The organism is Larkinella terrae (assembly GCF_009668025.1).
In the GTDB taxonomy this organism is placed as follows: Bacteria; Bacteroidota; Bacteroidia; order Cytophagales; family Spirosomataceae; genus Larkinella; species Larkinella terrae.
Window position 1 is genome coordinate 1,511,723 of sequence record NZ_WJXZ01000014.1, and the last position, 22,780, is coordinate 1,534,502.

General features: G+C 51.2%; 20 protein-coding genes. 5 read left to right on the forward strand and 15 right to left on the reverse strand.

Going from position 1 to position 22,780, the window contains the following annotated elements; all coding sequences use genetic code 11:
• Entirely contained in the window at positions 1-1,698 is a 1,698-nt protein-coding gene (locus GJJ30_RS27865; RefSeq protein ID WP_154178424.1) for a helix-hairpin-helix domain-containing protein, read from the reverse strand.
• Between the two features lie 144 nt (positions 1,699-1,842).
• On the opposite strand from GJJ30_RS27865, the gene GJJ30_RS27870 reads away from it, so the two are divergent.
• Positions 1,843-2,127 (forward strand): 2TM domain-containing protein, encoded by a 285-nt coding sequence (locus GJJ30_RS27870; RefSeq protein WP_154178425.1) that lies wholly within the window; start codon positions 1,843-1,845, stop codon positions 2,125-2,127.
• 90 nt (positions 2,128-2,217) lie between these two features.
• Here the strand turns inward: GJJ30_RS27870 and GJJ30_RS27875 are convergent, their stop codons facing one another.
• Together GJJ30_RS27875 and GJJ30_RS27880 are read right to left on the reverse strand one after the other, a co-directional pair.
• Positions 2,218-3,012 (reverse strand): thymidylate synthase, encoded by a 795-nt coding sequence (locus GJJ30_RS27875; protein ID WP_154178426.1) that lies wholly within the window; start codon positions 3,010-3,012, stop codon positions 2,218-2,220.
• Positions 3,013-3,164: 152 nt separating this feature from the next.
• Positions 3,165-3,581, reverse strand: coding sequence for an OsmC family protein (locus tag GJJ30_RS27880; RefSeq protein WP_154178771.1), 417 nt, complete (start codon positions 3,579-3,581; stop codon positions 3,165-3,167).
• A 135-nt stretch (positions 3,582-3,716) separates the two neighbouring features.
• Here GJJ30_RS27880 and GJJ30_RS27885 point away from each other — a divergent pair, with 135 nt between their 5' ends.
• A complete protein-coding gene (locus GJJ30_RS27885) occupies positions 3,717-4,052 on the forward strand; it encodes a hypothetical protein (RefSeq protein ID WP_154178427.1) in 336 nt (111 codons plus the stop codon).
• Here GJJ30_RS27885 and GJJ30_RS27890 read toward each other — a convergent pair.
• The 12 genes from GJJ30_RS27890 to GJJ30_RS27945 all read right to left on the reverse strand — a co-directional run bounded on the left by GJJ30_RS27890 (position 4,049) and on the right by GJJ30_RS27945 (position 16,871).
• Entirely contained in the window at positions 4,049-4,618 is a 570-nt protein-coding gene (locus tag GJJ30_RS27890) for a precorrin-2 dehydrogenase/sirohydrochlorin ferrochelatase family protein (protein ID WP_154178428.1), read from the reverse strand. The two genes, GJJ30_RS27885 and GJJ30_RS27890, sit on opposite strands and share 4 nt — an antisense overlap.
• A gap of 102 nt (positions 4,619-4,720) precedes the next feature.
• Complete coding sequence (cobA, locus tag GJJ30_RS27895; RefSeq protein ID WP_154178429.1) at positions 4,721-5,470, reverse strand: uroporphyrinogen-III C-methyltransferase; 750 nt, start codon at positions 5,468-5,470, stop codon at positions 4,721-4,723.
• A gap of 87 nt (positions 5,471-5,557) precedes the next feature.
• On the reverse strand, positions 5,558-7,705 hold the full coding sequence (locus GJJ30_RS27900; RefSeq protein WP_154178430.1) for a ferredoxin-like domain-containing protein: 2,148 nt from the start codon (positions 7,703-7,705) through the stop codon (positions 5,558-5,560).
• Between the two features lie 458 nt (positions 7,706-8,163).
• Entirely contained in the window at positions 8,164-9,417 is a 1,254-nt protein-coding gene (locus tag GJJ30_RS27905; protein ID WP_310588405.1) for a sulfate adenylyltransferase subunit 1, read from the reverse strand.
• 85 nt (positions 9,418-9,502) lie between these two features.
• Positions 9,503-10,414: a sulfate adenylyltransferase subunit CysD gene (cysD, locus tag GJJ30_RS27910; protein ID WP_154178431.1), complete on the reverse strand. Its 912-nt coding sequence runs from the start codon at positions 10,412-10,414 to the stop codon at positions 9,503-9,505.
• 119 nt (positions 10,415-10,533) lie between these two features.
• On the reverse strand, positions 10,534-11,247 hold the full coding sequence (locus GJJ30_RS27915; RefSeq protein ID WP_154178432.1) for a phosphoadenylyl-sulfate reductase: 714 nt from the start codon (positions 11,245-11,247) through the stop codon (positions 10,534-10,536).
• 49 nt (positions 11,248-11,296) lie between these two features.
• Entirely contained in the window at positions 11,297-12,400 is a 1,104-nt protein-coding gene (locus GJJ30_RS27920) for a Gfo/Idh/MocA family protein (RefSeq protein WP_154178433.1), read from the reverse strand.
• 1 nt (position 12,401) lies between these two features.
• Positions 12,402-12,860: a PIN domain-containing protein gene (locus GJJ30_RS27925; RefSeq protein WP_154178434.1), complete on the reverse strand. Its 459-nt coding sequence runs from the start codon at positions 12,858-12,860 to the stop codon at positions 12,402-12,404.
• Positions 12,853-13,080, reverse strand: coding sequence for a UPF0175 family protein (locus GJJ30_RS27930; RefSeq protein ID WP_154178435.1), 228 nt, complete (start codon positions 13,078-13,080; stop codon positions 12,853-12,855). Before GJJ30_RS27930 ends, GJJ30_RS27925 begins: the two co-directional genes overlap by 8 nt.
• 44 nt (positions 13,081-13,124) lie before the next feature.
• Positions 13,125-14,318 carry a trans-sulfuration enzyme family protein gene (locus tag GJJ30_RS27935; RefSeq protein WP_154178436.1) on the reverse strand — a complete coding sequence of 398 codons (1,194 nt, stop codon included), beginning with the start codon at positions 14,316-14,318 and terminating at the stop codon, positions 13,125-13,127.
• 93 nt (positions 14,319-14,411) lie between these two features.
• Positions 14,412-15,470, reverse strand: a complete 1,059-nt coding sequence (locus GJJ30_RS27940) for a sulfite exporter TauE/SafE family protein (protein WP_154178437.1) — start codon at positions 15,468-15,470, stop codon at positions 14,412-14,414.
• Between the two features lie 228 nt (positions 15,471-15,698).
• Positions 15,699-16,871, reverse strand: a complete 1,173-nt coding sequence (locus GJJ30_RS27945; RefSeq protein ID WP_154178438.1) for a S8 family serine peptidase — start codon at positions 16,869-16,871, stop codon at positions 15,699-15,701.
• A gap of 201 nt (positions 16,872-17,072) precedes the next feature.
• Here GJJ30_RS27945 and GJJ30_RS27950 point away from each other — a divergent pair, with 201 nt between their 5' ends.
• From GJJ30_RS27950 to leuS, 3 genes are all read left to right on the forward strand, one after another.
• Entirely contained in the window at positions 17,073-18,146 is a 1,074-nt protein-coding gene (locus GJJ30_RS27950; RefSeq protein ID WP_154178439.1) for a plastocyanin/azurin family copper-binding protein, read from the forward strand.
• 209 nt (positions 18,147-18,355) lie between these two features.
• A complete protein-coding gene (locus GJJ30_RS27955; protein WP_229313462.1) occupies positions 18,356-19,756 on the forward strand; it encodes a DUF7133 domain-containing protein in 1,401 nt (466 codons plus the stop codon).
• A gap of 145 nt (positions 19,757-19,901) precedes the next feature.
• Positions 19,902-22,733 (forward strand): leucine--tRNA ligase, encoded by a 2,832-nt coding sequence (leuS, locus tag GJJ30_RS27960; RefSeq protein WP_154178441.1) that lies wholly within the window; start codon positions 19,902-19,904, stop codon positions 22,731-22,733.
• Positions 22,734-22,780: the final 47 nt, after the last annotated feature.

Sequence of the window (22,780 nt, forward strand, 5' to 3'; positions counted from 1 at the left end):
TCAGCCACGGTTCTTCTTTTTGAGAAGATAGGCTTCCATTTCGGGCAGCGTTAGTGCGTTGAACGTCATATTTTTAGTTAAACCACCTTTGCGGGCCACTGCCACCCCGTAATGCATATCGTGAAAACCGGCCATCTCGTGCGCATCCGGATTGATGCTTAGCATAACGCCCTGACTAACTGCGTATTGCACCCAACGCCAGTCGAGGTCGAGACGCCAGGGGCTGGCATTGATTTCAATAACAACCCGGTTTTCGGCACAAGCGTCGATGACGGCTTTGTAGTCGATGGGGTAGCCTGCCCGGGCCAGCAACAGGCGCCCCGTCGGATGACCGAGAATCGTGGTGTAGGGGTTTTGGATGGCATTGATCAGCCGGGCCGTGGCTTTTTCGCTGCTCATCGACAGATTCTGGTGAACCGAAGCCACGACGTAATCGAACGAGGCCAGAATGTCGTCGTCGTAATCGAGCGCCCCGTCGCTCAAAATATCGGACTCAATCCCTTTCAGGATTTTGAATGAACCGCCAAACTGGGCGTTCAGCCGGTCGATTTCTTCGTGTTGTTGCTGAATGCGGTACGGCTCGAGTCCTTTGGCGTAAACCGCCGTTTGCGAATGGTCGGCAATACCAAAATACGCAAACCCAAGCTCCCGGCAGTAGTTCGCCATCTGTTCCAGCGTATGCTTGCCGTCGGAATAGGTGCTGTGATTGTGCAGAATACCGCGTAGCGCATCCCAGGTGACGAGGTCATTAACGCTGTGACTCCGCGCCCAGTCAAACTCAAAACCGCCTTCCCGCATTTCGGGCACGATAAACGGCAAACCCGCCCTTTCATAAACCGCTTCTTCGGTTTCGGTCGGATAAGCCATACTGGTTTGGAGTAAGGTCCAGCCCGCTGCACCGGTTGCCTTCAGGTGTTTTTCGGCGGCTGAATGGATAAACAATTGACTTTCAAATTGATCGGACGGAACTGTGATGATTTCAATCTGCACTTCGTAACCACTGGCCTGCCCGCGCCAGGTGAAAGGAGAGGATTCGATTTCATTCTGTTCCAGATACGACAGGGAATTCAGAAACTCAAACGCGGCAATCGGGTCGGAGGTGCCAACGACAAACTGGACGGTATCGACCTCCTCGATTTTACGCCGGATTTGTCCGGTTATTTCAACGCGGCTAAACTCTTTTTCAAACACATCGAGCAGCATGCTGGCCAGCGCGTCGGCTTTATCCATGCGGAGTTTGCCGGACTGGTTTTCCAGAAAAGCCAGTGATTCGAGAATGGCCTGCTGCGTTTTTTCTCCAAATCCTTTGATCTTGGCAATTTCGCCACTTTCGCAGGCCAGCCGCAAATCCTGCAAGGTATCAATACCGTAATCCCGCCAGATCACCCGAATCTTTTTGGCGCCAATTCCCTTGATCCGAAACATTTCCAGCACACCTTCGGGCGTTTGAGCCAGCAAATCGTCCAGGTCCTGAAGCCGACCGGTTTCGATGATTTGCAGTACTTTTCCGGCCACCGATTTGCCGACTCCCGGCAGTTTGATCAGCTCCGGAAATGACAGTTTGGTGAGGTCTTCGCTGGTTTTGTCCAGATTAAAAGCAGCCGACTGAAACGCCCGGATTTTGAACGCATCCACATCGTGGAGTTCCATCAATTTGGCCGTCAATTCCAGCATATCGATAATTTCGGTATTGCTCATGGTGTCGAATAATTCAGTCGTTTTTGTAACCAAAATATCAAATGTGGTTTCTTGTTGGCCCGCTGCAAAAGAAAGTTGGGCTTCTTTATTGATTATAGCCTGAATCTGACTAACTTAATTTCCCCAACAATCGTAGACCCCTACATGGACACACGCGACCCTCATCTTTGGAAGCAGGCGAAAGCTCGGGCCGGCTTTAAAATGCACCTGCGTACTTATCTGTTTGTCAACGTTGTTCTCTGGCTGATCTGGCTGGTCATTTTCCTGGTTTTTAAAGAAAAATGGGGCACTTACCCGTGGCCAATCTGGACGACACTCGGTTGGGGAATCGGCCTGATTTCGCATTACTTCAGTGTTTACCACGGTTTTAACGAAAAAAATCTGGCCGAACGCGAATACGAAAAACTCAAACGCACTCACGGACTTTAGCCCGCAAGATTTTCACTTCACAGCGTTAGTGTTCCCACGAAAAACCCCGAATCTCACGGATTTAAGTCTACGCTCCTTGGTTCGCAGAAACTAAACCGCAACCGGAGCCTTGATCGCCGGGTAAGGATCGTAATTCTCCAGTTTGAAATCATCGTATTTGAAATCGAAAATCGACTTCACCGACGGGTTCATCTTCATGACCGGCAATGCCCGTGGCTCGCGGGAAAGCTGTAAGTTAACCTGATCCAAATGGTTGAGGTACAGGTGTGTATCTCCACCCGTCCAGATAAATTCGTGGGGTTCATAGCCGCACTCCTGCGCAATCATCATGGTCAGCAGCGCGTACGAAGCAATGTTGAAGGGAACGCCCAGAAACACGTCGGCGCTCCGTTGGTACAACTGGCACGACAGGCGGTTTTCGGCGACGTAGAACTGAAACAGCGCGTGGCAGGGCGGCAACGCCATGTTCGGAACGTCGGCCGGATTCCAGGCTGAGACGATCATCCGGCGCGAATCGGGACGGTATTTCAACTGCTTCAGAACGTCCTGCAACTGATCGATGAGCTGGCCGTTGGGAGCTTCCCAACTGCGCCACTGTTTGCCGTAAACCGGTCCGAGTTCGCCGTTTTCATCCGCCCATTCATCCCAGATTTTGACGCCGTGTTCGGTCAGGTAATTGATATTTGTATCCCCTTTGATAAACCACAGCAATTCGTGAATCACCGATTTCAGGTGTATCTTTTTAGTCGTAACGAGTGGAAATCCTTCCTGTAAATCAAACCGCATCTGGTAGCCAAAAACGCTGATGGTGCCGGTGCCGGTGCGGTCGGTTTTTTGGGTCCCGGTTGCCAAAATATGCCGGAGCAGGTCGTGGTATTGTTTCATTCTGCCAAAATAAAAAAAGGCTTCCGGGTTCGAAAGCCTTTTGGGAGATAAAAGATTTGAGACTAGAGACTAGAGATTTAACAGGTTATCAATCACCGATTTGTTTTTATCACCGGTCTCACATTTTTCTTCTCATTTCGCTTGTCTACCTGCTATTTTTCAATTGTCAGTGAATACGTGATGGCGGCCGTCGGGCGAAGCTGGGCAGTTGCCGAGCAATATTTATCCATCGACAGGTCAATGGCCCGGCGCGCCTTGTCTTCGTCCAGATTTCCTTTCAGGAAGTAATGGAGATGAATGGCCTGGAATGGATTGGGGATGGCATCGGCGGGGCGCTGGCCTTCGACCGTAATGCGGAAATCCTCAATAATCTGCCGTTGTTTTTTCAGAATCAGAATCACATCGATGGCACTGCATCCGGCTAATCCCATCAGCAGCATTTCCATGGGACGGGCGCCCGCGTTGTGGCCGCCGATGTCCAGAGCGCCGTCAATATGTACCGGAACGTTGGAAACGCCGGTCGCTTCAAAATGGAAATCGTCATCAACCCGGTTCAACTCCACTTTCATGGTTTTAAATTGGGGCGAAACGGTATTGGATTGCTCACTTACCATGGTTTTTTCGTTATAGGAATATTGACAAACTGCAAGATTGTTTGTTTGTCATAAAATACGTAATTTCACTCGAATAAATTCCTGTCAATCATGTCGGATCGACTATTTGACTTAAAAAACGACCGCCGGTTCAGCATGTATCTGTACCGTGCCGGTTTTGGTTTCTGGCTCCTGTACATTGTCATGGGCGCCCGTTTCATGCGGGAGTTGGTTGCTTACCGGACCGACTGTGCGGTTTTCTCCTTTTTTCTGATGGTCATGGCATTGTCGGCCTCCATGTACTACGATTACCATCATCATCCCGCGGAATTTGAGCAAAAGAAAAAGTGGCTGATTGCCATGTATATGGTTTTAGCCGGGCTCATCTACGTTTTTATTCTCCGCAAGGAACCACTTGATCTGTCCCACATTCTGCCCCATTTTTAGGGCTTCATTACCCTGGTAATTTCGTTTAGTCGCTCCACTTTTTCCTGAAAATCACCTTTCAGGCGGTTTCGGATGCTTTGTAGGTTATTGAGCGTATCCTGTAACGAATCCGGCAGGATTTCTTCCAGTATTTCCCGAAACCGTTTGGCGAAGGTGGGTGACTTGCCGTTCGTTGAAATAGCGATTTTCAGATCGCCCTTTTTAACAACCGAACTCAAATAGAAATCGCACAAATCGGGTGTGTCGGCCACGTTAACCAGAATCCGGCGGTTTTTGCAATCATTCTGCACCTGCGCATTGACCGCCTTATCGTTCGTTGCCACGATGACAAGGTCGTTGTTTTGCAGGTATTCAGGACGATAGGAATCGTAAATCAGGCGAAAATTGGGATGTGTTTCGGTCAGTGCAACCAGTTCTGGTCGGATTTCGGGAGCGATCAGGGTAATGGGGGCATCGGGAGCATTCGATAGCAGGGCATTCGCCTTTTCCAACCCTACATTTCCACCACCTACCACCAGCGTCCGGAGGTTTTCAATTTTCAGAAAGATGGGGAAGAGGTTGTTCATGGAAAGAAAGGTGGTAGGAACACGGATTGAACAGATTTCAAAAGATTAAAACGGGTCATTATCCGTGAAAATCCTATGCATCCGTTCAAACCGCGTTTATCTCTAAATATTTGCGATAACCTGTTGCAAATCAGTTAATTGTAAATCACGTAACCGCGCAACTTCACCGACTACGATAATGGCCGGGGAACTGATTTTAGCGGTTGCAACCTGCTCAACAATCGTTGAAACTTTTCCGGTTACCACGCGTTCGTCGGTCAGCGAGCCGTTTTGAATAATGGCAACCGGCAGATCGGTTTTGCCGCATTCACCGAAAACCGTCATGATTTCAGCCAGTTTGTGCATACCCATCAGGATTACGACGGTCGCGGTAGATTGTGCCGCCAGATGAAGATCCTGCGAAAGCTGACCGGTTTTGGTGGTGCCGGTTACCACCCAGAAACTCTCACTAACTCCGCGCGTAGTCAGCGGAATTCCCGCCAGAGCCGGAACGGCGTAGCTGCTGGACAAACCGGGGATCACTTCCGTTTCAATACCGCACTGCCGGGCGTATTCCATTTCCTCGTACCCGCGTCCGAAAACGAAGGAATCACCGCCTTTCAACCGCACAACGTGACCGTAATTCTGCGCATAATGTACGATTAGCGGATTGATTTCTTCCTGCGTACACGAGTATTCGTTCAAGCGCTTGCCGACATACACTTTCAGCGCATCCGGTTTGCAATAATCCAGTAAATCGGGGTGCACCAGCGCATCGTACATGACCACATCAGCCCGTTGCAATGCTTTGACGCCCTTCAGTGTTATCAAATCCGGATCACCAGGACCCGCACCTACCAATGTCAATTTCATTAGAAATAAGTTTTGAAGCATGAGTGATGAAGTATGAGTTAACCGCGTCAGCCAACTCATCATTCATAACTCATAACTCTTCATTCATTAGCTGTCTTTTGCAATGACCAGTTCGCGCAGTTCGGGCAGACCTTCCAGTTCGATCTGACGTTCACGGTAGACCCGGAATTTTTCGATAAAATCAGCGGCTTGCGCCATAAAGGATTGGGCAAACTCTTCGGTAGGCTCGTTTTTATTGATGCTGAAAACCAGCGCTTTGAAGTCCCCTTCCTGTTCGTGGAAACCTTCGCCAACGAAGTTTTTATCGAAATCGCTGACAATACCATGCTGGGTATTGGTGTTGATGTCTTTCATCATCAAACAACCTTTGGCACCCACAATCCACGCGTTGTACGTATGATAAATGGCATCAGCCCATCTTCCTTCGTTGTAGGCTTCGCGGGCCCAGCCCAGTTTTTCATTGGCTTCCGTCAGAACCGTAGCCACCAGGTCGATCATCACACTGGCACATTCGCCAATCCCGATTTCGGTAATGAATTGCTCCGTATGATCCCAGTCTGTATAATCTTCCTGGGCCAGTGTTTTCAGGTCGGCCAGCGGTTTTAAGAGCGAATAGAAATAATTTTTGCCTTTTCTCGCGTAATAATCACTGTAATACTCGCCATCGAAGGCGTTGGCATCGTAATCGTTCAGCAACAGACGGAGACCTTCCGGACCGCGTTTGGTCGGAATTTTTACCACTTTATCGCCGAAAAGACCTTCTCCTTTTCCATTAAAACCGCCCCCAAGCAGCACTTGAAGAGCTGGAATGATGTAGGCTCCGTTTTTCACCGAGCTACTGTGGAAACCGATGTTGGCAACGGAATGCTGACCGCAGCCGTTCATACAACCCGAAATCTTGATTTTGATGTCGTTGTTGTAAATCAGGTCAGGGAATTCAGCTGTCATCATTTTCTCCAGAGCCCGCGTGATCCCGTAACTGCTCGAAATTGCCAGGTTACAGGTATCGGTACCGGGGCAGGTGGTGATGTCGGCGGCAGAATCAAAACCGGGAGTTGCCAGACCAAGCGCATCGAGTGCGGCATACAGTGCGGGCAGGTTTTCCGGCTGGATGTGCCGCAGGATATAGCCCTGATTCACCGTTACGCGAATATCGTCACCGGCGTATTTTTTAACGACATCAGCCAGCGCCCGGGCCGTATCCGAGTGCATATCACCCAGTAAAACCCGGATTTGGGCCGCATACCAGCCTTTTTGTTTCTGCTCGAATACGTTGGTTTTCAGCCAGGCCTGGTAGCGCTCATCACCCGACAACTCTGCTGGATTTATCAGCGAGACAGTCGCCGTTGCATCGGGTTCCGAGAGAGCAATGATGTTAGTATCGATGGCGTACGTTTTATTTTTCAACGCCAGTCGTTCCCCTTCTACGCGCTGTAAAAATTCTTCAAGACCAATGTCCTGAAGCAGGAATTTCATGCGGGCTTTGTGCCGACGGGTGCGCTCACCAAAGCGGTCGAAGACGCGGATACAACCTTCGATAAACGGAATGATTTTGTCTTCTTCCAGAAACTCGTAAGCGGTTTCGGCCATGTAGGGCTGAGCGCCCAAGCCACCGCCAACCATCACTTTAAAGCCTCTTTTTCCGGCTTCGTTGATGCGCGGAACCAGCCCGACATCGTGCATGTAACCGTAGGCGGAGTCTTTTTCGCTCGAGGACAAGGAAATCTTGAATTTCCGGCCCATTTCCTGGCAAATCGGATTGCGTAGGAGGTAATCAAATATCGAATAGGCGTAGGGAGTAATGTCAAACGGTTCTTCGGGATCGATACCCGCTGTGGCCGAACCGGTTACGTTGCGGACGGTATTTCCACAAGCTTCCCGGAGCGTTATTTTGGCATCTTCCAGGTCCGACCACAGTTGGGGTGTGTCAACCAGTTTCACAAAGTGCAACTGAATGTCCTGTCGGGTGGTTGCGTGAAGATTTCCGGTGGCGTATTTATCAGAAATGTCGGCAATTCGGACCAACTGATCGGCCGTAATCCGCCCGTGGGGCAATTTAATACGAATCATCTGCACACCCGGTTGACGTTGCCCATAGACGCCCCGTCCTAGCCGAAATTTGCGAAAGTTTTCTTCGGGCATTTCACCATTGGCAAAGCTTTCAATTTTACTCTGCAGGACCAGAATATCACGCTGGGCGGCCGGGCTGACGTTATCGGTGAATTGAACAGACATAATGTATTGCTTTAGTGAGATAGTCGATAGATTTGAGAGACTAGTGTTTTGAACAAAATGCCGGAAATCCGGCACTTTGGGTTATGGTTTACATACAAATGTACTCATTTATCAGTTCCTACCATTCCGGAAATAGGCCTACTTTTTATTATTGGTCATTACTATTGGTTATATAGCGCACGCGTTTTCAGAATGATAAAGCCAAATCTGTCAACTAATTACCTTGCTTTACCCGAATGTTTGGGAAAGTCGATTCGGTTGCTTTTCGAATCAACAACCTGAACCACCAAAAGCCGATTGAAGAGGCAACGACGATCGCTTTTATAGCGGTTTTACCGAATACAACTCGTTGAAGGGAATCGGGTTAGCAGTAAGCAAAACGCTGTCCCACCCGCAGCAAGGGCCGATATTCGGCGATGCAACGTAGGAACAGCGACTGTTAACGAGATACTTAAAAATTAAATGGCTTCTTTCCGGAGCATCAAGGCACCAACCGTTACGTTCGAGGTTTCGTCAATCAATATAGCTCCGCCATTGACCCGGTTTTTGTCGTAAGGGTCAAAGCTAACCGGTTTTGCGGTTTTGAGAACAATCCGGGCAATGTCGTTCAGCTTCAGACTTTCAACGTCTTCCGTTTCTTCATACGTATTGACATTCAATTGGTAGATGATTTCGCGGACGGCGCAGCGGGTCCGGAACGTACCGTGTTGCAGCGTATACTTGTTACCCACTTTCAGCGGTTTGGTATCCATCCAGCAGAGCATAGCTTCGACATTCTGACTCACAACTGGCTGGTTATCTGACTTTACGATGAGATTTCCACGGCTCACGTCGACATCGTCGGCCAAATGCAGCACGACCGACATGGGCGCAAACGCTTCATCAAAATGCTTTTCGGCCACTTCAATGGCATCGATGGTGGAGGTTTCACCAGTTGGTAAAACCGTTACCGTATCGCCTTTCCGGAAAATACCGCTGGTAATTTTTCCGGCGTATCCCCGGTAATCGTGCAGTTCGGCAGTCTGCGGACGAATCACATACTGAACGGGAAAACGAGCATCTGTCAGGTTTTCGTCGTGGTCCAGCTCGACAGTTTCGAGGTAGCTCAGCAGCGGTTCACCTTCATACCAAGGCATATTGGCCGACTTTTCGACCACATTATCCCCGTTCAGGGCGCTCAACGGAATATAGGTGACTTCGCCGACGTCCAGTTTTTGGGCCAGTTCGTTGTAATGAATGCAGATGTTGGAAAAAACATCCTGCGAATAATCCACCAGATCCATTTTATTGATGGCCACCACCAGGTGCGGAATACCAAGCAGCGAAGCGATCAGCGAATGGCGACGCGTTTGTTCAACCACCCCGTGTCGGGCATCGACCAGCACAACCGCCAGTTGGCAGTTGGATGCACCCGTGACCATATTGCGGGTATACTGGATGTGACCCGGTGCGTCGACAATGATAAATTTCCGTTTGGGCGTCTGGAAATACCGGTAAGCCACGTCAATCGTAATGCCCTGTTCGCGTTCGGAGCGTAAACCGTCGGTCAGCAGTGCCAGGTCGATTTCACCATCATCCCGACTTTTGCTGGCGCGTTCGATGGCTTCCATCTGGTCAGCCAGAATGGATTTTGAATCGTATAACAGGCGGCCGATCAGCGTGCTTTTGCCGTCGTCGACGCTACCTGCGGTAATAAATCTGAGTAAGTCCACTTTTAAAATGATGAATTAAGAATGATGAATGATGAGCAAGAATTAGCAGGAATAAACTCTACATTCTTAACTCATAACTCTTAACTTAAAAATAGCCTCCCTTTTTCCGGTCTTCCATCGCGGCTTCCGACACCTGATCGTCGATCCGGGTTTCGCCCCGTTCGCTGATTCGGGTGGCCTGAATTTCGGCAATGGCGGCTTCCAGCGTGTCGGCATCCGATTCCACGGCGGCCGTGCAGGAAATATCACCCACCGTCCGGAACCGAACCCGGCGGGTTACGATTTCGTCGGTTTCTTCCTGTTGAATAACGCCTTTCGCCGTGGCCAGCAGCTTACCGTCGCGCAGAATCAGCTCGCGTTCGTGGGCAAAATAGATGCTCGGCAGAGCAATATTTTCGCGTTTGATGTAATTCCAGACATCCAGCTCGGTCCAGTTCGAGATTGGGAAAACCCGAACGTTCTCGCCCTTGTGAATCTTGCCGTTGTAAATGTTCCAGAGTTCGGGCCGTTGCAGTTTGGGGTCCCAGGAACCGAATTCATCCCGAACGGAAAAAACGCGTTCTTTAGCGCGGGCTTTTTCTTCATCGCGCCGGGCACCACCGATGCAGGCATCGAATTCGAATTCTTCGATCGTATCGAGGAGGGTAAACGTCTGCAGCGCATTCCGGCTGGCGTTCCGGCCCGTCGGTTCTTTCAGTTTCTTTTCCCGAATGGTATCTTCCACATACCGCACAATCAGCTTTTCACCCAGGCTTTCGGCCAGCCAATCCCGAAAATCGAGGGCTTCCTGGAAGTTGTGACCGGTGTCGATGTGCACCAGCGGAAACGGGAATTTACCGGGACGAAACGCTTTGAGCGCCAGATGCACCAGCGTAATGGAATCTTTCCCGCCCGAAAACAGCAGCGCCGGTCGCTCGAATTGCCCGGCGACCTCGCGCATAATGTGAATCGCTTCCGATTCGAGCTGATCTAAATAGTCAAGTTTGTAAGTACTCATATGTATTCTCTGCTTCCCTCTGAAAATCTCCGCTTAACTCTGCGATATAACCCGTTGAACTATTTCGCGGACGGGGCCGCCCGGCGGTTGAGCAGAGAAAAGAAGAGTTGAGCGGAGGTTTATTTGGCATGTAATCCGCACTCTTTTTTCGAATTATCTTCCCACCACCAGCGACCGGCCCGGAAATCCTCGCCCTCCTGAATGGCGCGGGTGCAGGGCTGGCAGCCGATCGATACAAAACCGCGGTCGTGCAACGGATTGTACGGCACATTGTTTTTGCGCACGTAATCCTTCACCTCGTCGAACGTCCAGCTCATCAGCGGGTGGAATTTGATCAGGTTATGTGCCTCATCCGCTTCCAGTTGCGTCATCGTCTGGCGGTTTTGGGACTGTTCGGCCCGAATGCCGGTAACCCAGATTTTGTTGCCCGCCAGCGCCCGGTTCAGCGGTTCCACTTTCCGGATGAAACAACATTCTTTCCGGTTTTCGATTGACTCGTAAAAGCTGAACGGACCTTTTTCATTCAGCATTTTTTCAACGGCATCGGTTTTCGGATAATACGCTTCAATCCTGGTGTCGTACCGGCTGTTGGTTTTCTGCCAGACCTGATACGTCTCGCCAAACATCCGGCCCGTATCCAACGAAAAAATGCGAATCGGGATGTTGTTGGCCAGAATCATATCCGTAATCACCTGATCCTCATAGCCGAAGCTGGAGGAAAAAACCACCTGGCCGGGAAATAACTCAGCCAGTGTCCGCAGACTTTCTACTTCGGTTTTACCCGCGAGTAGGTCCGTCAGACTTTCGATGGTGTAAGAAGGTTCTGCTATCATTGGGTACTCACGGACTGAAGTCCGCGCTTTTATGTGCTATAGTCGTACGCTACTTCAGGGTGATGGGTTTGCCTCCTTCTTTGGCCGAGCGACGGGCCGCATCCAGAATTTCCATCACCACCATATTCACTTGCAGGGATGACAAATCATCCACGGATTTAGTTTCACCCCGCACCACTTGTGCCAGATAATCGAACGGATCGGAAACCGGTGCATCGGTTTTGGCGGCTTCGGTCGTCTGCTCAGTTTTGTCGTCTTTCAGTCGAACCCGCATTTTGGTGCCGTCGAGCGTAAACACGTACCCGGTTGCCCCGTACACTTCCATATCCTTGCGGCTAAACGGCCAGTTCCACGACGGTTGGATCACCACCTGTGTTTTCGGATAAACCAGCACGATCGTCGCGTCGTCGTCAACCTTGGGATAGGTATCCGGTTGAATCTGAAGCGTAAACGCACTCACGGAGGTCGGTCGCTGGCCTTTCAGAAGCCAGGTTGCCAGGTTGGCACCGTAACAGCCAAAATCGAACAGGGCTCCAGCGCCGTTTGTAACCGGATCGGTCAGCCAAGCCACAAACTCTTTATTCATCCGGCTCGGCCCGTCGTGACCATCGTGCACGACAATCCGTCGAATCGGGCCGATCGCGCCATCTTTTACCGCCATCTGGTAGGCTTTGTGGTTGCTGCCGTACCAGGTGGTTTCGTAATTGGTCAGCAAATGGATGTTGTGCTTTTTCGCCAGCGCTTCCATTTGTTTGGCCTGGTCAAGACTGACTGCCAGCGGTTTTTCCACCATGACGTGAATGCCACGGGGCGCGCAAACCTTCACCACATCGATGTGTTTGCTGATCTCGTTGAACGCCGTCACCGCGTCCGGTCTGGTCTTGTCCAGCATTTCCTCAAGGGTGGAGTAAACCAGACTCATCGGCAATCCGTAGCGTTTCATGTAACGCTCGGCCACTTCCCGATTGGGCTCGGCAATCCCAACCACTTCGATGTCAGGGTCGCCGGTTTTCTTGGCCCGGTTCAGGATCCAGCCGACATGCGAATGCACCAGTCCAGCTACCCCGATCCGTACCGGTTTTTTAGCAGTTTGGGCGATATTGGGTGAACTGAAGGCTAGCACTAATACGAGTAAAAGTAAAGCGATTCGCATGTTATTCGTTGGCTTCTTCGAGTATCAAATCATATAAGCTTTCACTAGCTCGGAAATCGGTTTTCTTTATTTTTTCAAGTAATGGACGAACACTTGGTATAATACCCAGGCGCTTGGCCCGTAATATCAATCCCAACGTGCCTAAATATTTTTGAGAGATAGCTTCCGCATATTTCCTGGCTTTATTGTCATCGATCAGGACGTAACATTCTTCAATTTCAGCCGCCAATGCCAGTACACTGGCTTCTCCGGCGTCCATTATCGCGTTTAATTTTTCCTGTCGAACCTTGTCATGAATTTCCTGAACAATAATCCAATCAGGTAAAAGAATTCCAAATTCGCGGGCAACAACAGGAGTTGCATAAACTTTGTCGAAGCACTTATTGAGAATCTCTGTTTCTCCAATTTTATCCAATAAGATAATAGAGGATGTGTCAGATATGACAAGAACTTCAGACATTGGAAATTTCCCGCTTAAGATCTTCTACGGAATAATTAAAAACGCTAAAACCAAACCGCCCCATAATTTCAATGAAGGAACGTTTACTGATGCCTACGATGTCTGCGGCTTGGCCCAGTGTAACTTTGCCTTTCTCATACAATTGACCGGCAAACAGCATTTTAGCCTCAAACTCCTCAATATCAAGGCTGTCGGGTAAATTGAGCGTCAGCGTTTTCATTTGTTTGTGATTTGGATTGATAACCTGAAACCACGCTTTTAAATTCACTGGGCCGCCGACTGAACGGCTTCGGCCGACTTGGTCAGGGCCTGTGTAAAATCGGCTACCAGATCCTCCCCATCTTCCAGACCGACCGAAACCCGGATCAGGCCTTCAGTGATTCCCAAAACCGCCTTCTCGTTCGGTTTTAACTTCGAGTGAGTGGTAGTGAACGGATTGGTTACAATCGTGCGCGTATCCCCTAAGTTAGAAGAAAGCGACGCGATTTTCAAGGATTCGAACAAAGCTTTGACCCGTTCAAAACCGCCTTCCACTTCGAACGTTACAATAGCACCTCCCGCCGACATCTGGCGCTGGGCCAGCTCGTATTGCGGGTGGGAGGGAAGGAACGGATATTTCACATGCTGCACATCCGGGTGTTCTTCCAGCGCCTGGGCCAGTTTGAGGGCATTCTGGCAGTGCCGATCCATGCGGAGCTCCAGCGTTTCCAGGCTTTTCGACAAGGTCCAGGCATTGAATGGCGACATCGACGGGCCCGTATGCCGGGCAAAAAACCGGATCGGTGCGATCAATTCTTCCGGGCCAACCACGATGCCACCGAGTACGCGGCCCTGTCCGTCCATGTATTTCGTGGCCGAATGCACCGACAAATCAGCGCCCAGATCGAGCGGGGTTTGCAGAATGGGCGTGGCAAAGCAGTTATCGACGTTCAGGATAAAACCGTATTTTTTCTTCAGACGAACCAGCATTTCCAGATCGACCAACTCCAGCCCGGGATTCGACGGCGTTTCCAGATAAACCATTTTGGTGTTGGGCTGCATGGCGGCTTCCCATTCGGCTTCCGTAGCGGTGGCATCCACGTACGTATAGGTGATTCCCCATTTCGTCAGAATCTGCGAAATAATCTGGTGGGCCGATCCAAACAACGCCCGGCAGGCCACAATGTGATCGCCTGATTGTAGCAAGGCCGCCATACTCGCAAAAACCGCAGCCATACCGGTCGCCGTGGCAATACCCGTCTCGGCGTTTTCGAGCATACAGACTTTATCGACAAACTCCGTTACATTCGGATTGGAAAAACGGGAATAAATATTGCCTTCTTCCGATTCCTCAAAGAGCGCTTTACCCTGTTCGGCACTTTCAAAGGTGAAACTGGACGTCAGAAACAAAGGCGTTGAATGTTCGCGGTACTGCGACTTTTTCGTCTGGATACGAATGGCTTTCGTTTGTCTTTTCATGAACTTGGGGAATAGACATGAGATAATAGACAAGAGAGTAAAGACTTTTTAAATACCATGCGGTCTTTACTCTCTTGTCTAACCTCTCAACTCTCATAGCACTACGGATAAAAAATTACGCAAACTTACGATTATTACCACAACGCCGACCATAATCATCATGGCTTTTATCGGCAAGCGGGTTGAAAGGAGGGCGGCAATGGGAGCGGCAATCATCCCGCCCAAAACCAGGCCGATGATGACTTGCCAGTGCGTCATACCAATGAGGGTAACAAACGTCAGTGAGCTCGACAGTGAGATGAAAAACTCGGCGAGATTGACTGATCCGATCGTGTAACGCGGGTGGCGCCCGCTGGCAATCAGCGTAGAAGAGACAATCGGGCCCCAGCCACCGCCACCGATGGCGTCCATCGTACCACCAAACCAGGCCAGCAAACCGATTTTCTTGATCGGTTTTTTCTTGATTCGCTTGGCCAGGGCTTTCTGAATGATCAGAACGCCCAACACCGCCGTGTAAACCGCAACTGCCGGTTTGATATAGACCGAATATTGTTCCAGCGAAACCAGGACGTAAGCGCCCAGACAGGCCCCGATGACTCCCGGAATTAAAACCGCTTTGAATAGCTTGCTATTGACATTCCCGAACCGGAGGTGCATGTAACCCGAAACTCCGCTCGTGAAAATCTCCGAACTGTGGACGCTGGCACTGACGGCCGCCGGACTAACGCCCACGGTGAGCAGAAGGGTGGAGGCCGTAACCCCGTACGCCATGCCCAGCGCTCCATCGATCATCTGCGCGACAAAACCGCCTACCACGTAGTACCAAAAATCCGCATTGAGTTCCAGCGAGGTCATGAAGAGCGTCAGCCGGTCAAGCGTCAGGTAGCTGAACAGCAGGTGCCCGACAATCATAAGGGCAATGGCCGCTGAAACGTAGATGGCAATTTCGGTGCGATTGCGTCGGCGCAGCAGCACCGAACGGGCGGGGGCATCCGGGACCAGTTCGATCTGAGAACCTGGAAACGCCGTGCGTAGTGCCTTAACCTGTTGGGCGGCCGAGTCGCCCTGCACCGTAATCTTCAACCCGTTCAAGTTCAGTCCGACGGGAGTGGTTGCTTCAGGAGAAGAGTCGGAGGCTGAGACTGGTTGCATAACTAATTAAGTATATATAGTTAGTAGGGAATTTTTTTCATGAAAAACGGCATTGTATAATGCCGCCATCATTCTCAGATTAAGTCACAAAGGTGGGCAAACTATTGTATTTAAGCAAGAAATTCGTCCTTATTATTCTGAATCTGATTTGTTGGGTATGAATTTTCTAATTGTCAATATTTCTACAATTCCTACCTGGTTAATGGAATAAAAGCCGTTTCCGCAGGTTTATTCACCGGCAATGGGATCGGCGGTTCCGTCCGGGTCATTCTTGACAAAACCGTTGGTCGGAATCGCATGACCGCGAATCAGCAGCAGACCTGCTACGTGCGGTGACGCCATCGACGTGCCCGACATGGTCGCATATTTTCCGTTCAGGTAAGTCGAGGTAATTCGTACCCCGTAAGCGCAAATATCGACCGTCGGACCGTAGTTGGAAAAGGAGGCAAAACGGTTGTTTTGATCCATCGCCGAAACCGTAAAGACGTTCGGGTGATTGATATTGGCGGGGGCGTATTTTTCCGCCGATACACCTTCGTTTCCGGCGGCAATGGCGAACAGAATGCCTTTGTCGGCGGCCTGTTTGATCACCCGCTCCAGGGTCGTCGAAGTCCCTTCGCCACCGATGCTGATGTTAACCACGTCACCGGCTTTGCCATTCTGGTAAACATGCGAAACCGCCTGAACCAGCGCCGACAGTTTCCCTTCCCCTTCGTCGTCGAGTACGCGGAGGGCCACCAGCGTGGCTCCGGAAGCAACGCCTGTAATGCCAATGGTGTTGTTTTTGGCCCCGATAATGCCCGCGATGTGCGTTCCGTGGCCATTTTCATCATCGACGGTTTTGCCGGTGAGAAACGATTGACTCCGGTTGGCGTCGACGTTCAGATCGGGATGATCCAGATCGATGCCGGTGTCGAGAATCCAGGCGGTTTTGTCGGGATTGAGATCCCCCCGGCCGTAACCGGTTTGTTTCACGTTCCACGTCAGCGTGGAAGTAACGGCCACTTCGACGCAACTGCACAGCGAGATAATCCGGTCTGGTTCAATGAGTTCGACCGATGCGTCGGTTTTTAATTGCTCGGCTTCCGTTGCGCTGATGTGGGCCAGAATACCGGTTTTCTCACCGGAAAACAAAACCTGCAACCTGGGGTCGCTCAACCCGTGACGGGTCAGCAGTTGCTGGGAAACCGTACTGACGCGCGCATTCGGAGCCACCGGCAATTCTTCGGTCGGTTTATAGGTTACGATGTATGCTCCGGCAATGGCCTGGCCGTTGGAAGTGGAAGCCTTCACCAGACAGTCGCCCGCCGGTCCGATGGCTTCTTCATCGGATTGGCAACTGATTGATAGCGAGATAAGAACGGCATTGAAGGACAAGGCCGATAAAGATGACCACCGCATGGAAGTTTGAAGTAAGAAAGCCGAAAAAATGTAGCGGTAGATCGATAAAATTCGTGTAGTTACAGTGAAAAACACTTAATAGTCAACGAATGGAAAAACCGAAAATTGCACCGGTTTTTAGTCGGTTGTGATTTTGATGAAAGGAAACCTGGAAAAGTAGAAAAAGCCGTTAATTTGCTTTTTTCCTTATAATTTTCCTGCATGAGAAAGTACGCAGCCTTAGTGATTTTCGTTGCACTTTGCGGCCTAAAAATTCCGGTGGCCTTTGCCCAGGACACCACGCTGACGATTCGGGCAATCGAGGGCCTGAAATACGACGTGCCGCGCTTTGTGGTGCGACCCGGCACCCGAATCAATCTGACGCTTGATAATTACGACGATATGTCTCACAATCTGGTGGTTACGCTGCCGGGTGGGCGTTTGAGGGTGGTCAATACCGCCATTGGCCTTGGCGCAGACGCGGCCAAACTCAATTACGTTCCGCGCACGCCGGACGTGGTGGCGCACACCGCGATTGTGGAACCGGGAAAATCGGAAAAGATCAGTTTCCGGCTCGATCAGGAAGGAATTTACACGTATGTCTGCACCTATCCGGGCCACGGTTTTGTCATGTACGGAGCGATTTACGTCACCAGAAAACCGGCCACGGTTCCGGCTCTGGAAAAAGATCCGAACGTATCGGCCAATCGTCGGGACGATCTGGCGGGCCATGTCGGACACCAGCCCAACCATCCATATGAACTGAAATATCCGGCGATCTACCGAACCTTTATGCCCGATTCCGGACCTGCGTCGATTGCAGTCGGACTTACTCCCACCCAAGCCTATTGCTGGGATGCAGGAGCGTGCCGGTTACGCTATGCCTGGACGGGCGGTTTTGTCGATTTGACCGATCATTGGGACGGAAACGGCAAGAAACCCTCGCACGTTATCGGCGATGTGTATTTCCGGGACCGGGGCGGTTTTCCGATCCGGTTTGGTACCGCCGACCGGCTGCCCGAAGTGCATTTCAAAGGTTACCAGCTCTTCAATCGCTACCCGGAATTTCGGTACCTGGTGAATGGCATTGAGGTGCGGGAAATAATCAAGCCGCTGCCGACGGGCCGGGGGCTGGTCCGTTATTTCAGTCTGGGGCCCGTGGCCGGACCGGTTTATTTTGTCTGCAAATCCGGCGATGGCGTAAAATACCGCCCATCTGTGGGCAAAATTCAGGATGGAGTGGTGCGTTTGCCGGTAGGAACGAAGAAATTCACGATAACGATGATTGCCGAATGAAAACGTATAGAACTATTCGAAACAGTTGCCAGACGCCCCTAAATCCCCTGAAGGGGACTTTCAAATCCGGCATAAATGCTGTCCAAGTCCCCTTCAGGGGATTTAGGGGCGTCTGGTTGCTTTTAACTTTTTTTTATTCTTCTATAGTTGCCAAACCGCTTTTCCCCGCCGATACGATCACCGATTATTACGAAGTTGAAACCATTCAGATGCCGAAAGGACTGACGGCCGAAACGGATGGAATGGCAATCATGCCGGATGGCCGGATTGTGGCCGGTTTTCATCGGGGCGAAATCATGATCTACAATCCCAAAACGAAAACCTGGAAGCTTTTTGCCGAAGGCATCCACGATCCGCTGGGCATTCTGGCGGTCAGCAACAGCGAAATTCTGGTGATGCAGCGCCCCGAACTCACCCGGATAAAAGACACCAACGGCGACGGTGTGGCGGATGAGTACCTGACCGTTACGGATGATTTTGGGCTGTCGGGCAATTACCACGAATTTGCTTTTGGACCGATTAGAGACAAAAAAGGGAATCTGTTCATCGCTCTCAATTGTGCGTCGAGCGGAGCCGGTATTTTTCCGGAAGTACGGGGGAAGCTGGATACGCTGGGCCGGCCGGGCCGCATGTACTCGGCAGTGCCTTATCGGGGCTGGATCATGAAACTGACCGCAACGGCGGCCCGGACCGACGGAAAGCTGCATCCGTATGCCAGCGGTTTTCGGTCGCCCAACAGCATTGGGTTCGATGCCAACGGAAATCTGTTCGCGGCCGACAATCAGGGCGACTGGCTAGGAACCAGTAAGTTATACCATGTTCAGGAAGGCAGACATTACGGGCATCCGGCCAGTCTGTTGTGGAAAGACGGTTTTCCGCACGTAACGCCCAGTAAGTTGCCGGTTAAACTACTGGATAGTTTGCGGACGGTCGAGAGCGTGGCGTTTCCGCATAGCCGGATTGCCAATTCGCCGACGCAGCCGGTGCTGGACGATACCGGTGGTAAGTTCGGACCGTTTTCGGGCAAAATGCTGGTGGGTGAAATGGATCATCCGTACCTGATCCGGTTGATGCTCGAAACCGTCGATGGGCATATTCAGGGCGCCTGCGCGCCGTTCCTGGCCGGAGTTGGGTTGCGGAAAGGCAACAACCGACTGGCGTTTGCGGCCGACGGCAGCCTCTGGCTCGGTCAGACCGACCACGGCTGGGCGGGCGACCGGGGCATTCAGCACGTTCGCTGGAAGGGGAAAACCCCGCTGGAACTGGCCGACATGAAGCTGACGCCAACCGGTTTTGTTTTGACGTTTACGCAGCCGCTCGATGCTGCCACAGCGAAGCAACTTACTAATTATCAGTTTCAACGGTATTATTACGAATACCACGAAGCGTACGGATCGAAGCAATTCGATGTGAAACCGGTACCCGTTACCAATGCTGAACTTTCTGCCGATGGCCGGACGGTAACGCTGAAACTGGCTGAACTGAAAGCCGGTTACATTTACGAACTCGAACTCGGGAAACTTCGCTCCCGAACCCAGCAAAGCCTCCTGAATCACCTGATCTGCTACACTCTGAACCGACTTCAGCGAAATACGCAGGCGAATCCGTAAGAAAATCCCTACTTTTGTAAATGGATTGTTGCGCAGAGCTAAGCGGAGTAAAAAAGAGTTTAACAGAGTTTTCTCCGCTTAACTCTTTGTTACTCCGCTTAGCTCTGCGAAACATTTTTAAAGCGCATAAAAAGCATTAGCTCCAATGTCTGAGTACAACCACAAGAAGATTGAAGAACACTGGCGGGCGTTCTGGGAAAAGAACCACACCTTTCGCACCGAAAACAACTCTTCAAAACCGAAATATTACATCCTCGACATGTTTCCGTACCCGTCGGGGGCTGGTTTGCACGTCGGACACCCGCTGGGCTACATTGCTTCCGATATTGTTACGCGTTACAAACGGCTGAAAGGCTTCAACGTGCTGCACCCGATGGGCTTCGACTCGTTTGGGTTGCCCGCCGAGCAGTACGCCATTCAGACCGGCCAACACCCGGCCATTACGACCGAACAGAACATTGCCCGCTACATTGAGCAATTGAAAAATGTTGGTTTCAGCTTTGACTGGAGCCGCGAAGTCCGGACGTCCGATCCGTCGTTTTACAAATGGACGCAGTGGATTTTTATGGAATTGTTCCGCAGTTGGTACAACAAGGACACCGATCGTGCCGAATCCATTGATACCCTGATTGCCAAGTTTGAAACCAACGGAACGAGCGGTATTCAGGCGGTTTCTGACGAAGATGTCCCGAGTTTCACGGCGGAAGAGTGGAAGGGAAAATCGGCACGCGAGCAGTACGAAATCACGCTGAAATACCGCCTGACCTACGTGGCCGACGCAGTCGTGAACTGGTGTGCGGCTTTGGGAACGGTGTTGGCCAACGACGAAGTCAAAGACGGCGTTTCGGAGCGGGGCGGTTATCCGGTGGAGCAGAAATTGATGCGCCAGTGGATGATGCGGATCACGGCCTACGCCGACCGGTTGCTGAAAGGATTGGATACGATCGACTGGTCGGATTCGCTGAAGGAACAGCAGCGTAACTGGATCGGGAAATCGACCGGGGCGGAAGTAAGTTTTCAGATTGAGCACCGCGTTGAGCGGATCAAGGTGTTTACAACGCGGCTGGATACCATTTTTGGCGTGTCGTTCATGGTATTGGCACCGGAACACGAACTGGTGGCTGAGCTGACAACCCTGGAGCAAAAACCGGCGGTGGATGCCTACGTGACGGCGGCCAAAATGCGGTCCGAGCGCGACCGGATGGCCGATGCTAAAACCGTATCGGGGGTCTTTACCGGAAGTTACTGCATCAATCCGTTCAACGGCGAACGGGTTCCGATTTACCTGGCTGATTACGTGCTGGCGGGTTACGGAACCGGGGCCGTGATGGCTGTTCCGTCGGGCGACCAGCGCGACTGGGCGTTTGCCAAACACTTCGATCTGCCTATTATTCCGATTCTGGACGCGCAGAAAGAGATTGACAACCAGGCGGATAACACCAAAGAAGGACGTTACATCAATTCCGGCCTGATCAATGGGTTGACGTATCAGGAAGCCCTGCCGGTTTTGGTTCAGTTTCTGGAACAACACGGCATTGGGAAAGCCAAAATCAATTTCAGGATGCGCGATGCGGTTTTCAGTCGCCAGCGGTATTGGGGCGAACCCGTTCCGGTTTACTTCAAAGACGGTCTGCCGTACCTGTTGGAGGAATCCGAATTACCGCTGGAATTGCCGCAAGTGGATAAATACCTGCCCACCGAAACCGGCGAACCACCGTTGGCTCGCGCGGAAGGCTGGAAATACACCCCTCAGTCCCCTGAAGGGGATGAAAAATACGAATACGAATTGAGCACCATGCCCGGCTGGGCGGGATCGAGCTGGTACTGGTACCGTTACATGGACCCGCAGAACGAGCAGGAGTTTGCCGATCAAAAAGCCATCGACTACTGGCGCGACGTGGATTTGTACGTGGGCGGTTCCGAACACGCGACGGGCCACCTGCTCTACAGCCGGTTCTGGAATAAATTCATGAAAGATCGGGGCTTCGTTCCCGAAGAAGAACCGTTCAAGAAACTGGTCAACCAGGGCATGATTCTGGGCCGGTCGAATCTTGTGTATCGCTTGAAAGATTCGGTCGTAGAGGGAAAAAAGCCGGTTTTTGTTTCGAATGGATTGAAAAGCCAGTATGAAGTGACGCCTTTGCACGTCGATGTAAATATCGTCGAAAACGATGTGCTGAACGTTGAAACGTTCCGAAAAACACGCCCGGATTACGCGGAAAATGCGGAGTTTATTTTAGAAGACGGAAAATACATCTGCGGAGTCGAAATCGAGAAAATGTCGAAATCGAAGTTCAACGTCGTCAATCCCGACACGGTGGTCGAACGCTACGGCGCCGATACCTTGCGACTGTACGAGATGTTCCTCGGTCCGCTGACGGATGCCAAGCCCTGGAATACGAACGGCATCGACGGCGTGTACCGGTTTTTGAAGAAATTCTGGCGGCTGTTCTACGAAGAACCGACCGAAAACCGCCCCGGGCGCTGGCTGGTGACGGACGAAAAAGCGAGCCCGGCCGAGCTGAAGGTACTGCACAAAACCATTCGGAAAGTCGCAGAAGACATTGAAAACCTGTCGTTTAATACGTCGGTGAGTGCATTCATGGTGTGCGTCAACGAGCTGGCCGCGTTGAAGTGCAACAAAAAGGCGGTTTTGCAGGTGCTGGTGGTGGTGTTGTCGCCGTTTGCCCCCCACATTACCGAAGAACTCTGGGCGGCTTTGGGCAATCAACCCGGCACGCTGAGTTACGCCCAGTTCCCGGTTTTCAACGCGGCTTTTCTGGTGGAAGACACCATCGAATATCCGATCCAGATCAACGGAAAAATGCGGACTACGCTGGTTTTTCCTGCTGATACAATTGCGTCGGAAATTGAGAAAGAAGTACTGGCGAATGAGACGGTTTTGAAGTGGCTGGAAGGAAAAGCGCCGAAAAAAATAGTGGTTGTGCCGAAACGGATTGTGAACGTGGTAATTTGAGAATGGCACCGCTGACAGGGTCTTCGACCGCTGTCAGCGGCAAAAAA

Excerpts from the sequence above, each read along its gene's own strand:
- leuS (WP_154178441.1), top strand. The coding sequence starts at position 19,902 with ATGTCTGAGTACAACCACAAGAAGATTGAAGAACACTGGCGGGCGTTC.
- cobA (WP_154178429.1), bottom strand. The coding sequence starts at position 5,470 with ATGAAATTGACATTGGTAGGTGCGGGTCCTGGTGATCCGGATTTGATA.
- GJJ30_RS27900 (WP_154178430.1), bottom strand. The coding sequence starts at position 7,705 with ATGTCTGTTCAATTCACCGATAACGTCAGCCCGGCCGCCCAGCGTGAT.
- cysD (WP_154178431.1), bottom strand. The coding sequence starts at position 10,414 with ATGAGTACTTACAAACTTGACTATTTAGATCAGCTCGAATCGGAAGCG.
- GJJ30_RS27925 (WP_154178434.1), bottom strand. The coding sequence starts at position 12,860 with ATGTCTGAAGTTCTTGTCATATCTGACACATCCTCTATTATCTTATTG.
- GJJ30_RS27935 (WP_154178436.1), bottom strand. The coding sequence starts at position 14,318 with ATGAAAAGACAAACGAAAGCCATTCGTATCCAGACGAAAAAGTCGCAG.
- GJJ30_RS27865 (WP_154178424.1), bottom strand. The coding sequence starts at position 1,698 with ATGAGCAATACCGAAATTATCGATATGCTGGAATTGACGGCCAAATTG.
- GJJ30_RS27915 (WP_154178432.1), bottom strand. The coding sequence starts at position 11,247 with ATGATAGCAGAACCTTCTTACACCATCGAAAGTCTGACGGACCTACTC.
- GJJ30_RS27875 (WP_154178426.1), bottom strand. The coding sequence starts at position 3,012 with ATGAAACAATACCACGACCTGCTCCGGCATATTTTGGCAACCGGGACC.
- GJJ30_RS27945 (WP_154178438.1), bottom strand. The coding sequence starts at position 16,871 with ATGCGGTGGTCATCTTTATCGGCCTTGTCCTTCAATGCCGTTCTTATC.
- GJJ30_RS27955 (WP_229313462.1), top strand. The coding sequence starts at position 18,356 with ATGCCGAAAGGACTGACGGCCGAAACGGATGGAATGGCAATCATGCCG.
- GJJ30_RS27920 (WP_154178433.1), bottom strand. The coding sequence starts at position 12,400 with ATGCGAATCGCTTTACTTTTACTCGTATTAGTGCTAGCCTTCAGTTCA.
- GJJ30_RS27930 (WP_154178435.1), bottom strand. The coding sequence starts at position 13,080 with ATGAAAACGCTGACGCTCAATTTACCCGACAGCCTTGATATTGAGGAG.
- GJJ30_RS27880 (WP_154178771.1), bottom strand. The coding sequence starts at position 3,581 with ATGAAAGTGGAGTTGAACCGGGTTGATGACGATTTCCATTTTGAAGCG.
- GJJ30_RS27950 (WP_154178439.1), top strand. The coding sequence starts at position 17,073 with ATGAGAAAGTACGCAGCCTTAGTGATTTTCGTTGCACTTTGCGGCCTA.
- GJJ30_RS27940 (WP_154178437.1), bottom strand. The coding sequence starts at position 15,470 with ATGCAACCAGTCTCAGCCTCCGACTCTTCTCCTGAAGCAACCACTCCC.
- GJJ30_RS27870 (WP_154178425.1), top strand. The coding sequence starts at position 1,843 with ATGGACACACGCGACCCTCATCTTTGGAAGCAGGCGAAAGCTCGGGCC.
- GJJ30_RS27885 (WP_154178427.1), top strand. The coding sequence starts at position 3,717 with ATGTCGGATCGACTATTTGACTTAAAAAACGACCGCCGGTTCAGCATG.
- GJJ30_RS27890 (WP_154178428.1), bottom strand. The coding sequence starts at position 4,618 with ATGAACAACCTCTTCCCCATCTTTCTGAAAATTGAAAACCTCCGGACG.